Source organism: Kordia antarctica (assembly GCF_009901525.1).
Lineage (GTDB): Bacteria > Bacteroidota > Bacteroidia > Flavobacteriales > Flavobacteriaceae > Kordia > Kordia antarctica.
In genome coordinates, this window is the sequence record NZ_CP019288.1 from 4,271,324 (window position 1) to 4,285,407 (window position 14,084).

At 34.9% G+C, this 14,084-nt stretch carries 17 protein-coding genes and 1 tRNA gene; 7 read left to right on the forward strand and 11 right to left on the reverse strand.

Annotated features, from left to right (window positions below; all coding sequences use genetic code 11):
- Positions 1-119 precede the first annotated feature (119 nt).
- Positions 120-1,511 carry a dipeptidase gene (locus IMCC3317_RS17840; RefSeq protein WP_160130838.1) on the reverse strand — a complete coding sequence of 464 codons (1,392 nt, stop codon included), beginning with the start codon at positions 1,509-1,511 and terminating at the stop codon, positions 120-122.
- 109 nt (positions 1,512-1,620) lie between these two features.
- Between IMCC3317_RS17840 and IMCC3317_RS17845 the strand changes: the two genes are divergently transcribed.
- The 3 genes from IMCC3317_RS17845 to IMCC3317_RS17855 all read left to right on the forward strand — a co-directional run bounded on the left by IMCC3317_RS17845 (position 1,621) and on the right by IMCC3317_RS17855 (position 2,400).
- Positions 1,621-1,702: transfer RNA gene (locus tag IMCC3317_RS17845), tRNA-Leu, on the forward strand.
- A 188-nt stretch (positions 1,703-1,890) separates the two neighbouring features.
- Positions 1,891-2,124 carry a hypothetical protein gene (locus tag IMCC3317_RS17850; protein ID WP_160130839.1) on the forward strand — a complete coding sequence of 78 codons (234 nt, stop codon included), beginning with the start codon at positions 1,891-1,893 and terminating at the stop codon, positions 2,122-2,124.
- A gap of 81 nt (positions 2,125-2,205) precedes the next feature.
- Positions 2,206-2,400 carry a hypothetical protein gene (locus IMCC3317_RS17855; protein WP_160130840.1) on the forward strand — a complete coding sequence of 65 codons (195 nt, stop codon included), beginning with the start codon at positions 2,206-2,208 and terminating at the stop codon, positions 2,398-2,400.
- 70 nt (positions 2,401-2,470) lie between these two features.
- On the opposite strand, the gene IMCC3317_RS17860 is transcribed toward IMCC3317_RS17855, so the two are convergent.
- Positions 2,471-2,752 carry a hypothetical protein gene (locus tag IMCC3317_RS17860; protein ID WP_160130841.1) on the reverse strand — a complete coding sequence of 94 codons (282 nt, stop codon included), beginning with the start codon at positions 2,750-2,752 and terminating at the stop codon, positions 2,471-2,473.
- A 139-nt stretch (positions 2,753-2,891) separates the two neighbouring features.
- Positions 2,892-4,130, reverse strand: a complete 1,239-nt coding sequence (locus IMCC3317_RS17865) for a 3-deoxy-D-manno-octulosonic acid transferase (RefSeq protein ID WP_170293883.1) — start codon at positions 4,128-4,130, stop codon at positions 2,892-2,894.
- Positions 4,131-4,227: 97 nt separating this feature from the next.
- Between IMCC3317_RS17865 and IMCC3317_RS17870 the strand changes: the two genes are divergently transcribed.
- From IMCC3317_RS17870 to IMCC3317_RS17880, 3 genes are all read left to right on the forward strand, one after another.
- Positions 4,228-5,385, forward strand: a complete 1,158-nt coding sequence (locus IMCC3317_RS17870) for a DegT/DnrJ/EryC1/StrS family aminotransferase (protein WP_160130843.1) — start codon at positions 4,228-4,230, stop codon at positions 5,383-5,385.
- 95 nt (positions 5,386-5,480) lie between these two features.
- Positions 5,481-6,506, forward strand: coding sequence for a UDP-glucose 4-epimerase GalE (galE, locus tag IMCC3317_RS17875; protein ID WP_160130844.1), 1,026 nt, complete (start codon positions 5,481-5,483; stop codon positions 6,504-6,506).
- Between the two features lie 21 nt (positions 6,507-6,527).
- A complete protein-coding gene (locus IMCC3317_RS17880) occupies positions 6,528-7,808 on the forward strand; it encodes a metal-dependent hydrolase family protein (protein WP_160130845.1) in 1,281 nt (426 codons plus the stop codon).
- Between the two features lie 67 nt (positions 7,809-7,875).
- Here the strand turns inward: IMCC3317_RS17880 and IMCC3317_RS17885 are convergent, their stop codons facing one another.
- The 7 genes from IMCC3317_RS17885 to IMCC3317_RS17915 form a co-directional block, all read right to left on the reverse strand.
- Positions 7,876-8,046: a hypothetical protein gene (locus tag IMCC3317_RS17885; protein WP_160130846.1), complete on the reverse strand. Its 171-nt coding sequence runs from the start codon at positions 8,044-8,046 to the stop codon at positions 7,876-7,878.
- A 163-nt stretch (positions 8,047-8,209) separates the two neighbouring features.
- Complete coding sequence (locus tag IMCC3317_RS17890; protein WP_160130847.1) at positions 8,210-8,539, reverse strand: hypothetical protein; 330 nt, start codon at positions 8,537-8,539, stop codon at positions 8,210-8,212.
- 86 nt (positions 8,540-8,625) lie between these two features.
- Positions 8,626-9,132 (reverse strand): signal peptidase II, encoded by a 507-nt coding sequence (gene lspA, locus IMCC3317_RS17895; RefSeq protein ID WP_160130848.1) that lies wholly within the window; start codon positions 9,130-9,132, stop codon positions 8,626-8,628.
- A 15-nt stretch (positions 9,133-9,147) separates the two neighbouring features.
- A complete protein-coding gene (fabD, locus tag IMCC3317_RS17900) occupies positions 9,148-10,038 on the reverse strand; it encodes an ACP S-malonyltransferase (protein ID WP_160130849.1) in 891 nt (296 codons plus the stop codon).
- A 120-nt stretch (positions 10,039-10,158) separates the two neighbouring features.
- Positions 10,159-11,187 carry a DinB family protein gene (locus tag IMCC3317_RS17905; RefSeq protein ID WP_228054841.1) on the reverse strand — a complete coding sequence of 343 codons (1,029 nt, stop codon included), beginning with the start codon at positions 11,185-11,187 and terminating at the stop codon, positions 10,159-10,161.
- 147 nt (positions 11,188-11,334) lie between these two features.
- Positions 11,335-12,267, reverse strand: a complete 933-nt coding sequence (locus IMCC3317_RS17910) for a dihydrofolate reductase (RefSeq protein ID WP_160130851.1) — start codon at positions 12,265-12,267, stop codon at positions 11,335-11,337.
- Between the two features lie 12 nt (positions 12,268-12,279).
- The gene (locus IMCC3317_RS17915; RefSeq protein WP_160130852.1) at positions 12,280-12,762 is read right to left on the reverse strand and encodes a hypothetical protein; all 483 of its coding nucleotides are present in this window, start codon (positions 12,760-12,762) and stop codon (positions 12,280-12,282) included.
- A 349-nt stretch (positions 12,763-13,111) separates the two neighbouring features.
- On the opposite strand from IMCC3317_RS17915, the gene IMCC3317_RS17920 reads away from it, so the two are divergent.
- Positions 13,112-13,408 carry an isoamylase early set domain-containing protein gene (locus IMCC3317_RS17920; RefSeq protein ID WP_160130853.1) on the forward strand — a complete coding sequence of 99 codons (297 nt, stop codon included), beginning with the start codon at positions 13,112-13,114 and terminating at the stop codon, positions 13,406-13,408.
- A 53-nt stretch (positions 13,409-13,461) separates the two neighbouring features.
- Here IMCC3317_RS17920 and IMCC3317_RS17925 read toward each other — a convergent pair whose 3' ends face one another.
- A complete protein-coding gene (locus IMCC3317_RS17925; RefSeq protein WP_160130854.1) occupies positions 13,462-14,055 on the reverse strand; it encodes a GNAT family N-acetyltransferase in 594 nt (197 codons plus the stop codon).
- Between the last annotated feature and the right edge of the window lie 29 nt (positions 14,056-14,084).

The following is a 14,084-nucleotide window of genomic DNA, read 5'->3' on the forward strand; positions in this document are numbered from 1 at the left end:
TTTCTCGAAATGAACTTTTGTGGTAACGCCCAAATGTAAAATTTAATTGTGATGAGATACTGAAACAAGTTCAGTACAAAAGAAAAAATCCGCACGAAGCGGATTTTAAAGTTGTTATTTTATGACTTAGAAAGTTCAGTAAAGTATTTGTAGAATAGCGGAATAGTTTCAATTCCTTTGAGATAATTGAAGATTCCGAAATGTTCATTTGGTGAGTGAATTGCGTCACTATCAAGTCCAAATCCCATTAAAATCGTTTTACTTTTGAGTTCTTTTTCGAATAGTGAAACAATCGGAATGCTTCCGCCAGAACGTTGTGGAATGGCAGGAACGCCAAAAGTTTCTGAGTACGCTTTATTAGCTGCTTGGTAGCCAATATTGTCAATTGGAGTTACATAACCTTGTCCGCCGTGATGTGGCGTTACTTTGACTGTGACACCTTTAGGCGCAATGTTTTCAAAGTGTGTTTTGAATAATTCTGTGATTTCTTTCCATTCTTGATTTGGCACTAAACGCATCGAAATTTTCGCATACGCTTTACTTGCGATGACGGTTTTTGCGCCTTCGCCAGTGTATCCGCCCCAAATTCCGTTAACATCTAACGTTGGACGAATTGAGTTGCGTTCGTTGGTTGTGTAACCTGCTTCTCCGTAAACTGCGTCAATGTCTAAGGCATTTTTATATGCTTCTAGCGAGAAAGGTGCTTTTGCCATTTCTGCACGTTCTTCTTTTGATAAGTCTTCTACTTTGTCATAGAAACCAGGAATCGTAATGTGATTGTTTTCGTCATGCATGGAAGCAATCATTTTTGCTAATATATTGATCGGATTCGCCACAGCGCCACCATATAATCCTGAGTGTAAGTCACGATTTGGCCCTGTAACTTCCACTTCTACATAACTTAATCCGCGCAAACCTGTTGTGATAGAAGGTTGCGTATTGCTAATCATTCCGGTATCGGAGATTAAAATGACATCATTGGCGAGTTTTTCTTGATTGCGTTCAACAAACCAAGCTAAACTTTCCGAACCAACTTCTTCTTCGCCTTCAATCATAAATTTTACATTGCACGGCAATTGATTGGTCTCCGTCATCAATTCCATTGCTTTTACGTGCATGTACATTTGTCCTTTATCATCACAAGCACCACGTGCGTAGATTGCACCTTCTGGATGCGTTTTTGTTTTTTTAATGATTGGCTCAAATGGACCGCTTTCCCAAAGTTCTAAAGGATCTGGCGGTTGAACGTCATAATGTCCGTAGACTAAAATGGTTGGTAAGTCGTCTGAAATATGTTTATGTCCATAAACAATAGGATATCCTGGCGTTTCACAGATTTCTACATGATCGCAACCAGCTTTTTCCAAGCTCGTTTTGATAACGGCAGAAGTATCAATGACATCTTGTGTATATGCGGGATCAGCACTTATTGAAGGTATTTTTAAAAGTTCGATGAGTTCATCAATGAAACGATTTTTATGTGTTTCGATATAAGATTTTATAGTATTCATGAAATATATTAAATTTATCTAGATACTCAAAAGTACTAAAAAAAGAAGTAAAAATAGTGGTGAGTTCCTTTGAATATTAAAAATGTTCTTTATATTTGCAGCCACATTTGCGGGTGTGGTGAAATTGGTAGACACGCTAGACTTAGGATCTAGTGCCTCACGGTGTGAAGGTTCGAGTCCTTTCACCCGCACAACAAGCGAAAGCTGAGATTGAAAAATCTTGGCTTTTTTTGTTTATTAAATTTTCAGAAAACTTCTTTACTATTTTATGAGTATTTTTTTAAGATTTCAACTGATTGATTATGTGTTAATTATGTTAAAAATATTTAAACGGAAGAAATTATTTCTTACTTTGAAAACTAATCAAAACCATTAAATCATGAAAAAAAAGCATTTAAAAAATTTGAAATTGAACAGAAAACTAATTTCTAGCCTTACTGCTTCACAAAGTCTAGGAGGAAATAATTCAGTAATAGTTTGTATTCGCACATTTGTAGATGCAAATGGTAACAATATATGCTTGAGAACAGTATTAAATTGTGACAGAACTAGAGTAATAAATGGTTGTGTAAAAACGAATGAAGTAGACACAAACACATATGCTATTTGCTAAATTGTTGATTTTATGGTATTACCGTACTTTACATTTATATAATTATGGTATTTTTAAACTATTAACTTAAAAATACATATCATGAAAAAGCAGAATTTTAAAAATTTGAAATTGAACAAAAACTTAATATCAAACTTAGCAAAAGAAACAGTTGTTGGAGGAACGAATTGGACACATCAAGAAGAATCGAAAAGTTGTTTTGGAGATTGTGGAGAAACTGAAACAGGACAAACAGGTTCTTGGTGCTTAACTGGTAACGGGACAAACTGTCAATAAGCATAAAAAAAGCTTCTCCAATTGGAGAAGCTTTTACTTTATATGTCAAAAGAATTACTTCTTAATAAATTTAGTTATCATCATCTAAATCTTCAACCGCTTTCTTAGTATCGTCAACAACTTTTTTAGCACCTTCTTTCACATCTTTAGCTACTTCTTTAGTACCATCAACTGCATCATCAACTGCTTTCTCAGTAGCGTCTATAGCTTCATCAATTTCTTCTCCGACCGTTTTAGAAGTCTCTTCCATTTTCTCTCCAGCTTTGTCAGCTTCTTTTTTTACTTCTTCACAAGAAGTTGCGCCAAATGCAAGGGCAATAACCAATGCAGTGCTCAAAATTACTTTTTTCATCTCTTAATCTATTTATTGTTAAATTGTAATAACAATGTTAAGACTTCTTTTACAAATTCACAAAGAATATTTTAACATCTTTTTAACATTCTGTAAAATTATCATTTTAACAGTTGAAAGGTAATTTTTTAAGAATTTTTTATCTTTTGGAGAGATATTCCATAATAATCTCACTTGCATTTCCATGAGAATGAACATAGTTGTGATTCATAACACCAACAGAAGTTTTAAAATTAGCATCTTCTAACAAGCGATTCATCGTAGTATTAAACTCTGTTTGAGATTTTACAGACAAAACACCACCAAGTGCAACTAAATCTTCAGCTTCTTTAAAACCTACATAATTTTTTCCAATCACGACAGGAATTCTAAAAACAGCAGGTTCTAAGGTATTGTGTAAACCAGTGTTTCCCATGCCGCCACCAACATATGCAATATCCGCATAACTGTACACTTTTGTCAAAATCCCGATTGTGTCCACAATAAAAACAGCAAACTGACTCAAATCTTGATGTTGATCCAACTCAGAAAATAACACCGTATTCTTTGTAATACTACTTTTTAGCTTTTCAATTTCTTGCGATTTAATAGTATGTGGCGCAATAATATATTTGCAATCTTTAGTAGAATCATTAATAAAAGGAACAAAAAGTGCTTCATCTTCTTGCCAACTACTTCCAATGACAACACAGGTTTTATCACCTTTAAAATCTTCAATAAAAGCTAAAGAATTATCTCGTTGTAAAATCTCCAAAACCCTGTCAAAACGTGTATCGCCACTAATCGTTGTATTTGTATAATGTATGCTTTCTAATAATTTCTGAGAAGCTTCATCTTGCACAAAAATATGGTTAAATGCATGCAACGACTTTCGCATCCAACCGCCATAAAACTTAAAAAATGCTTGCGAAGGTCTAAAAATAGTAGAAATAGAAATCGTGTGAATCTGCTGTTTTTTCAATTCAGCTAAATAATTCGGCCAAAACTCATACTTCACAAAAACCACCAATTCAGGATGAATCAATTTGAGAAACCTCTTTGCGTTTGCTTTCGTGTCCAATGGCAAATATGTAATCACATCTGCAACGCCGCTATCTTTTTTTACTTCATAACCTGAAGGCGAAAAGAAAGTTAATACAAATTTATGAGTTGGGTATTTTTTTTTCAATGCTTCTAAAACAGGCAAACCTTGTTCATATTCGCCCAAAGAAGCGGTATGAAACCAAATGACAGTATCTTCTTTTTTAATTTGATTAGATAAAATATCGAAAACAGTCTTTCTACCGTGAACAAAAAGTCCAAGTTTCTTGTTAAATAGTGCGACTATCTTTAGGAAGAATCCAGCGATATAAACTAATATGTTGTAGATAAAATACAAAAGCAATGAGTTTGGTGCTAAAATACATCTTTCCTTTAAATTCATTGGGTATCGTTGTACAATTTTGTAATATTGTTAGAACAAAAGAAAGATACGAATGAAGAAAATCCAAATGGTCGATTTGAAAGGGCAATACGCACAAATCAAAGACCAAGTTGATAAATCCGTATTAGATGTAATTGCATCTTCAGCATTCATAAACGGACCCGAAGTACATGCTTTTCAAAAAGAATTAGAAGAATATTTAGACGTAAAACACGTAATTCCATGTGCCAACGGAACGGACGCATTGCAAATTGCCATGATGGGACTTGGATTAAAACCAGGCGATGAGGTAATTACCGCAGATTTTACATTTGCAGCAACGGTTGAAGTCATTGCATTATTACAACTAACACCAGTTTTAGTTGATGTGGAAAAAGATTCATTCAACATTGATCCAGAAGCAATTCGGAAAGCAATTACGCCAAAAACAAAAGCCATTGTTCCTGTGCATTTATTTGGACAATGTGCCAATATGGACGCAATTCAAGCTATCGCAAAAGAACACGATTTATATGTCATTGAAGACAACGCACAAGCCATTGGCGCGAGTTATACATTTGCAGACGGAAGCGTGAAAAAAGCTGGCGCAATTGGTCATGTAGCTTCCACTTCTTTCTTTCCATCAAAAAATTTAGGTTGCTATGGAGATGGCGGCGCAATCTTTACAAATGATGATGATTTAGCACATAAAATCAGAGGAATTGTAAATCACGGAATGTACAAACGTTATCATCATGATGTTGTTGGTGTAAACTCTCGATTAGATTCCATTCAAGCAACGGTTTTACGTGTGAAACTTCCAAATTTGGACACCTACAATGCAGCGCGTCAAGATGCAGCTCGTAAATACAATGCGGCTTTCTATGGAAATAATAAAATAATTACTCCGCACATATCAAAATCGTGCGAAAATCCAATCTGTACAGGTTGTAACTGTCACGTATTTCATCAATATACATTGCGTATTGTTGATGCAGATAGAGACGCGTTGGTTCAGCACTTAAACGAGAAAGGAATTCCTTGTGGCGTGTATTATCCGATTCCATTGCACTTACAAAAAGCATACAAAGACGAACGTTACAACGAAGCCGATTTTCCAATTACAAATCAATTGGTAAAAGAAGTAGTTTCATTGCCAATGCATACGGAATTGGACGACGATCAAATCGAATTTATCACAAAAACGATCTTAGATTTTGTAAACGGATAAAAGATACTTTTAAAGAACAAAGAACAAAGAACAAAGAACAAAGAACAAAGAACAAAGAATCAAAATCTAACACCAAAAATCCAAATCAAATAAATTTGAAAAAAATAATAGTCACTGGCGGATTAGGTTATATTGGCTCTCACACGGTTGTAGAGTTGCAATTGGCAGGATTCGAAGTTGTGATTATTGATAACTTGTCTAACGCTTCCGCAGATGTTTTAAGCGGTATAAAAAACATTACGGGCATTCAACCACAATTTGAAAAACTGGATTTGCGCGATAAAGCAACGACGATTTCTTTCTTTGAGAAACATCAAAATATAGAAGGAATCATTCACTTTGCGGCGAGTAAAGCGGTTGGCGAAAGTGTTACGAATCCGTTGTTGTATTACGAAAATAATATCTCAACGTTAATTACCGTTTTACAGCAAATTCAACACAAAGAGAACATTTCCTTTATCTTTAGTTCTTCGTGTACGGTTTATGGTCAAGCCGAAAAAATGCCGATTTCAGAAAATGCTTCGATACAAAAAGCATTCTCTCCGTATGGAAATACCAAACAAATTGGCGAAGAAATTCTGCAAGATACTGCTCAAATAGCAAAAGGATTACAGGTAATTTCATTGCGATATTTCAATCCGATTGGTGCACATTCAAGTACTGAAATTGGCGAATTACCCGGTGGCGTTCCGCAAAACTTAGTGCCTTTTATTACACAAACTGCGATTGGTTTACGCCAACAATTATCTGTTTTTGGGAATGATTATCCTACGGAAGATGGAACCTGCATTCGTGATTATATCCACGTGGTCGATCTCGCGAAAGCGCATGTAATAGCTTTAAAAAGATTACTAAATAAACAGCATAAAACTTCGTTTGAAGTATTCAACATTGGTACAGGAACCGGAAGTTCGGTATTAGAAGTCATTGAAAGTTTCGAACGTGTAAGTCAACAAAAATTAAACTATAAAATTGTAAATAGGCGAGAAGGCGATGTAATTTCTGCGTATGCAGATACAACAAAAGCGAATACTGTTTTAGGTTGGAAAGCGACTTCTACATTAGATGAAGCGATGCTTTCTGCTTGGAAATGGGAACAGAAAATAAGAAAAACGAACTAAACTAACCATAAATACAACCAAATGAAAAAACTACTCATTTTATGCTTGAGTATCTTGTGTTCTACGATTATGATGGCACAAGAAACGTATCTGCATTGCGGAAAAATTATTGATACCGAAAGCGGAAAAATTCTAACAGAAAAAACAATTATCGTTTCTGGAAACAAAATAACAGGTATTGCAGACGGTTATTTGCAACCAAAAAAGGCAAATGTTACCATGATTGATTTAAAATCGAAAACGGTGATGCCAGGATTGATTGATATGCACGTTCATATTGAAAACGAAACCAATCCGAAAGCATACTTAGAAAAATATACATTAAATGATGCAGATGTAGCTTTTCGTTCAGTTGGTTTTGCCAACGTAACACTCAAGGCAGGATTTACTACGGTTCGTGATTTAGGCGGAACTGGCGTAAATATTTCATTGCGAAATGCGATCAATCAAGGAAGAATTGATGGACCACGGATTTTTACCGCAGGAAAATCGTTGGCAACAACTGGTGGACATGCTGATCCGACAAACGGAAGTCGTAAAGAAATTAGTGGCGATCCAGGACCAAAAGAAGGTGTTGTGAATAATGTGAGCGACGCAAAAAAAGCAGTACGTCAACGTTATAAAAACGGCGCAGATGTTATTAAAATTACGGCAACTGGAGGCGTTTTAAGTATGGCAAAAAGTGGAAGTAATCCACAGTTTACCATTGAAGAAATTAAAGTTATTTGTGAAACTGCTAAAGATTACGGAATGCACGTTGCGGCGCATGCACACGGAGACGAAGGAATGCAACGCGCAATTATTGGTGGCGTAAAAACCATAGAACACGGAACGTATATGAGCGACGAAACTATGGAACTCATGAAAAAGCACGATGCGTATTTAGTGCCAACGATTACCGCAGGAAAAGAAGTAGCCGCGAAAGCAAAAATTAAAGGATATTATCCAGATATTATTGTGCCAAAAGCATTGGCAGTTGGACCAAAAATTCAAGGAACATTTGCAAGAGCTTATAAAAAAGGTGTTGGAATTGCCTTTGGAACTGACGCTGGTGTTTACGAACATGGATTGAACGGAAAAGAATTCGGATTTATGGTAGAAGGCGGAATGCCAGCAATGGAAACCATTCAATCGGCAACGGTTACCAATGCAAAAATTCTAGGAATGGAAGATCAGTTGGGACAATTGAAAGTAGGATTTTTAGCTGATATTGTTGCGGTTGACGAAGATCCGACAAAAAATATTAACACGATGGAAAACGTAACTTTTGTAATGAAAGACGGAAAAATTTACAAGAAATAATTTTTCTAAAAGACACAATACTAAAAAGGAGAAGTGAATAATGATTCGCTTCTCCTTTTTCGTTTTACTACCATGTACAATTTCTTGGTTGTGTTTGACACCAAGCGGTTGGACAGGCATCAATAAACGAAGTGCATGCGCCTTGTGTTTCCTTTTTTCCTCCTTTAATTTCCTCGTTTCTTAACTTGGAAATTGAACTCTTACGGAGTTTCAATGACTTTACATTTCTTTTTTTCATAATCTAAAGTTTTGGTTACATCGGAGATTAAGATAAAGAAATAGTATAAAAACTCTTTACGGGAATGCCGTAGTTAACATTTCGACTTCGCTCAATGCAGGCATTTCGACTTCGCTCAATGCAGGCATTTCGACTTCGCTCAATGCAGGCATTTCGACTTCGCTCAATGCAGTGCAGGCATTTCGACTTCGCTCAATGCAGGCATTTCGACTTCGCTCAATGCAGGCATTTCGACTTCGCTCAATGCAGGCATTTCGACTTCGCTCAATGCAGGCATTTCGACTTCGCTCAATGCAGGCATTTCGACTTCGCTCAATGCAGGCATTTCGACTTCGCTCAATGCAGGCATTTCGACTTCGCTCAATGCAGGCATTTCGACTTCGCTCAATGCAGGCATTTCGACTTCGCTCAATGCAGGCATTTCGACTTCGCTCAATGCAGGCATTTCGACTTCGCTCAATGCAAGTATTTTGACTTTGCTCAATGCAAGCATTTTGACTCTGCTTAAAGCTGTAACATTTTAATTTTAAAAAGTAAGGTTTAAAAAAGAAAAGCCTAGTTTTCACTAAGCTTATGTATTTATGATAAAGAAACTTCTTTTCGTTTGATAAAGGAAAGAATGAGCAATCCTGTTCCGAGCATGACGGAAACATCAGCCATATTGAAAATTCCTGTTTTAAAAATTCCGCCTAAATCAATATGCATAAAGTCGGTTACCGAACGATATAAAATTCGGTCGTATAAATTTCCAATTCCGCCACCAATAATACAACACAATCCAAAAATCATGTATTTATCTAAATCGGTGGTGATAATAATCATTCGTAAAATGATAAATAATACTGCAATTGGAAGTAGAATTAGAAAGATAGTTTTCAAAATAGGGTTTTCCATAGAAGATAAAAATCCTAAAAACGCGCCTTTATTTTCAGTTTTCATGAGTACGACATATTCTCCAATAACGGAAATACGTTCGCGCGCATCAATATGATTTCTTGCAACAGATTTTGAAACTTGATCGCAACCAACATTCAACAAAATCAGTCCAAAAATCAACGACATTCGAAGCGATCTGGAAATCTTCATACTAGTTTACTTAGTTTATTCGTCACTCAAAGTTGCATTTTTTGCCTCTACAGAACGATCAATTCTACGTAACAATCCTCTCAATACTTTTCCTGGTCCAACTTCTGTAAACGAAGTTGCGCCATCGGCAATCATTTGTTGAATTGTTTGCGTCCATTTTACAGGCGCTGTCAATTGTAACATTAAATTCTTTTTGATTTCATCAGCATTAATTACTGCTGTTGTTGTTACATTTTGGTAGATAGGGCAATTTGGTTTGCTAAATACGGTGTTTTCAATAGCTGCAGCCAATTCTTCACGCGCAGGTTCCATTAATGGTGAATGAAATGCGCCACCAACTGGCAATACTAAGGTTGCTCTAGCGCCAGCTTCTTTTAATGTTTTACACGCTTTATTGACAGATTCAATTTGTCCTGAAATAACAATTTGTCCTGGGCAGTTATAATTTGCAATCGCTACCATTCCTGGAGTCTCTGCACACACTTTTTCGACAATTTCATTGTCCAAACCAATAATGGCTGCCATACTACTGGGTTGAAGTTCACATGCTTTTTGCATCGCCATAGCGCGTTGAGAAACTAACTTTAAGCCATCTTCAAACGTTAAGGTTGCATTTGCTACCAAAGCAGAAAGTTCACCAAGTGAATGTCCTGCAACCATATCTGCCTGAAATTTTTTACCAAGTGCTTTACCTAAAATTACAGAATGTAAATAGACTGCAGGCTGCGTTACTTTTGTATCTTTTAAATCTTCCGCAGAACCTTCAAACATGATGTCAGTGATGTTAAATCCTAAAATGCTGTTGGCGTCTTCAAAAAGGTGTTGTGCAATATCAGACTTCTCGTACATGTCTAATCCCATTCCAGTAAATTGGGCACCTTGTCCTGGAAATATAAATGCTTTCATATGTGTGTCTTTAATATCTTCTACTAAGAGAAGAAAAGGGGTTTGTTAAAGTATTGTACGGCAAAAATAAGCAATTCTAAACAATGTTAAATGTTAAAAAATTTAATGTGATTTTAGGAGTTAATCTATCTTCTTTTTTTCTTTTAGATTGATATTTGGTTCAGGAGGAATTCTCTTTCTTAAAAATAGAATTTGACCTAAATGACTTGATTGATGTTCCATAACATGAAACCAATAGTAATGATTGTTATCAGTTGAGCCTGGACGAATTTTAGCAAGCCAATTATCATCTAATTTTTTGAATTCTTCCAGCGTTTTTGCTCTTACTTCTTTATAAATATTTAAGTAGTAATCCACGTCTTTCCCTTTAAAAGCTTCTCTGCCGGCATCATCTAAGTTTAATGCAGGTCCCCAAAATTTTTCTTCTTCTTCGTTGAAACCTCTATTTTCGAATGTATATAATTGATAAATTTTTTCGGCTGCAGCCAAATGCATAATAAGCGCACCGATTGAGTTTGCTTTTTCATCATGTAAATGGTCAATTTCTCTTTGATCGAGATTTTTAACAACACGTTCAACACGTGAACTTAAATTATTTAGCATAGAAATTAATGTGCCAACTTGTGGAGAATAACCTTCTCGTTTACCTATAATATATGTCTGGTCAATTTCAATGTTCGCTCCAATAATACAAAGCGAAAGATTTTTAGAAAGATTGTCATTTGCTAATTTAAAATTAAATTTTTTGTTAGAGGGATTAGGTAATGCTCGGTCATTATGATCCCAACCTGGAACTTTATTATTCACAATCTCTTTTTCAAAATTTTGATTATCGAGCTTAATGACTTCTAATTCGCCTGTGTTTTTATTTTCTACAAATAGTTTAAAATCATCAAAATAAAATTGACCATTGTACATGCAAAGTCCACCAAAATTTAATGATAACGTGTTTTTATCAATGTATCCATTAATTTCATACGTATCCCAAGTATTGGATACAACAGGACGATCGCCCATGTTATCAAAGAAACCAGTTTCGTTATTTTTATTGTCAACTCTTACCCAAATAGCTCCCCAACTTGAAGGATTTCCATCAACTAATTTTACAGAAGCTGTAAGTTTGAATTTTAATTTGACATCTGTAGTCATTTTAAGGGACTTTGCAAATAATGTCCATTTTTGATCCTGACTGTATCCGCTAGTAATGTTAGAAAAGCAAAAAAGCAAAAAAAGCAAAAAACTCTTTTTAGAAAGTAAATTGAGAAGATTCATGTAATGTGTGAATATTTTGTTTAATTATACGCGTTCATAAGTAATAAAAGAGAATTCATACTCATGATTGTCATCTTTTGTGTGGAACGTATTTGCAGTTTCTTTCCAATCTTTTGTTTCGATTTTTGGAAAGAATGTATCGCCTTCAAACTCATGATGTACGCGCGTCAATTCAATTTTTGTAGCAAACGGAAGTGCTTGTTTGTATATTTCGCCACCGCCAATAACAAAAGGTTCTGCATCGCTTAATGTCGCAACGCTCACGGCTTCTTTCATAGTATGTACCACAATAACGCCTTTTGGAGCTTTGTAATCTTTTTGACGCGTAATGACAATATGCGTTCTGTTTGGAAGTGGTTTTGGAAAGCTTTCAAACGTTTTACGTCCCATAATTATATGATGACCCGAAGTTAGTTTCTTGAAACGTTTCAAGTCGTCACTCAAATGCCAAATTAATTGATTGTCTTTTCCAATGACGTTATTTTCTGCCGTAGCAACAATTAATGATAATGAACTTCGATCAACTATTTCAGGTGTTGGCGTATTCGTAATTTCTGCCATTGCCTGTTCTTTGGCAACTTTAGTTTCTTGTTCTAAGAATTTTTGTTTTAGCTTTTCAATTCTGTACTCTTGCTTGGCAACCAAATTTTCAAGTTGTTTGGCTTCCCAATCTTTCCCCATAAATTTGTTCGTAATATATACATCAAACACATGAAATATAAATAAAAATAGCCAAGCCAATACTGCCCAAACAAACCATTGTGTTTTGAAAAGTGTGACATCTTTTCCAAATCCTAAAACTACATTTAGGAGTACTAAAAGTGCAGAGCCAATAATGAAAATAACCAAATGATAGTACAGGCGCTTTTTTTGCTTGATACGATTTTGAGCAGTCTCAATCAGCGCGAGTTGTTCTTTATCTATTTGTGTGGTAGGTTTATTTTTGTTGCCGAACATGGTAAAGGTTTTCTAGTTATTTACAGCATTTCTAAGCAATCTGTCTGCTTGTAATGTTAACGAATATGAAACAGTAACAGCGTTTCCTTGATGTGTTCCACGAGAGAATTTGGGCAAAGTTTTAAGTATTCTTTCCACTTCTCCCTTAAGTTTACTATTATTTGCACGTACACCAACATTTTCTATAGCTCCTTGTTTGTTTATGATAAAACGAACATATACTGCATTATTAACACTATCATTTGATAACGAGCGAGCAATGTCTTTGTCAAATGCTTTTTGAATAAATGTTTCAATCTTATCTGCGGTACATTTATTTTGTTTTTTTGAAGAACCTGCATTTTCACAACCTTCTAATACTGGTGCTTTGTCCATTACTGCAAAATGAATGGTTCCATTTGCAGAAACTTTAGGTGTTGACATATCAGTTGCTTTTTGAGCAAAACTAAATTGTACTATTAGACAGAATAAAGCAGGAATAATAAATTTTTTCATCTCGATTTTAATTTTAATGATATAAAGATACTTTTCTTTTTTGAATACTTCATTCTGTTGTTGTGAAAAGATAAAGTTTCACTATGAAATGCACTTTTTTTGGTTGAATGTAATTTGATCGTTTTGATAGGAATGTGAAAATTTACGAAAACGATGTCGTTGAAAATCAAGGTGAAAACAACTCAAAGTGCTGTTATTGATCTGTTAATTAATGCTGGCTTTTTTTCAATTCTTTATGATTTTGAAACCTATTTTTTAGCAAAATGATAATTCTTTCAATTTTATGAATTTTTTCATTTGTTTGCTGAAAATTCTTATATACATTTGATCGTAATAAACACTTGAAATTATGGCAATTAAGAAACAATATTTAAAAAGCAAACCACTTTGCAAAGTAACATTTAGTGTTGCGGCTGAAGAAGCAGAAACAGTTTCCGTAGTCGGAAATTTTAACGAATGGAACACAGAAGCAACCAATTTAAAAAAGTTAAAAAACGGAACTTTTAAAGGAACTGTCGATTTAGAAAAAGACAATGATTACGAATTTAGATACGTAGTTGACGGAGCTTATACAAACGACGAACAAGCTGACGCGTATAAATGGAATGCCTACGCTGCCGCAGAAAATGGAGTTTTGAGTTTGTAATAAAATTTGAATTTTTATAAATAAAGCCTTCTAGGAAACTAGGAGGCTTTGTTTTATAGTTTTTTCATCAACTCTCGCTTTACACGACTAAACCATTCGTAGCGTAAAATACTAAATACAATACTATCGCGTCTTCCGTCTGCGGCAGCGCAATTGCTACGTAAAACGCCTTCTTCAGTACAACCAATACTTTTCATGGCGGCAATACTACGTTTGTTATTATTGTCGGCTCTAAACTCTACACGTTGTACTTTCATGTGTTCAAAAGCAAATTGAAGCAATAGAAATTTACAGTTCTTATTTAAGCCTGTTCCTTGAAATTCTTTGCCATACCAAGTATAACCTAAGGAAACTGTTTGATGTGTTTGGTTAAAATCGTAAAATCGAGTAGAACCAGCAACTATTTTAAATCGCTTGTCGTACACAATAAAAGGATATGAATCTTTATTCGCTCTTCCTTCTAAAGCAAATGCAATATATTTTTTTAGATTGGTTTCTCCGTTGCCTGGCGTCAATGAATATTTCCACAATTCAGGTTCTTTCATAGAAAATGGTAGTAAATGATCAAAATTATCTGCCTGCAAAGGTCGCAATTGCACAAAACCATTGTCTAAAATATAATTTTTCTTAAAGTCTAATAATATCATTTTGTGCTAAATTCCATGAATATCTAAGT

Bases quoted from the DNA above. Each gene is read 5' to 3' on its own strand.
- IMCC3317_RS17915 (WP_160130852.1), bottom strand. From the start codon at position 12,762: ATGAAAAAATTTATTATTCCTGCTTTATTCTGTCTAATAGTACAATTT.
- IMCC3317_RS17880 (WP_160130845.1), top strand. From the start codon at position 6,528: ATGAAAAAACTACTCATTTTATGCTTGAGTATCTTGTGTTCTACGATT.
- IMCC3317_RS17855 (WP_160130840.1), top strand. From the start codon at position 2,206: ATGAAAAAGCAGAATTTTAAAAATTTGAAATTGAACAAAAACTTAATA.
- IMCC3317_RS17840 (WP_160130838.1), bottom strand. From the start codon at position 1,511: ATGAATACTATAAAATCTTATATCGAAACACATAAAAATCGTTTCATT.
- IMCC3317_RS17905 (WP_228054841.1), bottom strand. From the start codon at position 11,187: ATGACTACAGATGTCAAATTAAAATTCAAACTTACAGCTTCTGTAAAA.
- IMCC3317_RS17870 (WP_160130843.1), top strand. From the start codon at position 4,228: ATGAAGAAAATCCAAATGGTCGATTTGAAAGGGCAATACGCACAAATC.
- IMCC3317_RS17885 (WP_160130846.1), bottom strand. From the start codon at position 8,046: ATGAAAAAAAGAAATGTAAAGTCATTGAAACTCCGTAAGAGTTCAATT.
- IMCC3317_RS17910 (WP_160130851.1), bottom strand. From the start codon at position 12,267: ATGTTCGGCAACAAAAATAAACCTACCACACAAATAGATAAAGAACAA.
- IMCC3317_RS17850 (WP_160130839.1), top strand. From the start codon at position 1,891: ATGAAAAAAAAGCATTTAAAAAATTTGAAATTGAACAGAAAACTAATT.
- fabD (WP_160130849.1), bottom strand. From the start codon at position 10,038: ATGAAAGCATTTATATTTCCAGGACAAGGTGCCCAATTTACTGGAATG.
- IMCC3317_RS17925 (WP_160130854.1), bottom strand. From the start codon at position 14,055: ATGATATTATTAGACTTTAAGAAAAATTATATTTTAGACAATGGTTTT.
- IMCC3317_RS17890 (WP_160130847.1), bottom strand. From the start codon at position 8,539: ATGCTTGCATTGAGCAAAGTCAAAATACTTGCATTGAGCGAAGTCGAA.
- lspA (WP_160130848.1), bottom strand. From the start codon at position 9,132: ATGAAGATTTCCAGATCGCTTCGAATGTCGTTGATTTTTGGACTGATT.
- IMCC3317_RS17860 (WP_160130841.1), bottom strand. From the start codon at position 2,752: ATGAAAAAAGTAATTTTGAGCACTGCATTGGTTATTGCCCTTGCATTT.
- IMCC3317_RS17920 (WP_160130853.1), top strand. From the start codon at position 13,112: ATGGCAATTAAGAAACAATATTTAAAAAGCAAACCACTTTGCAAAGTA.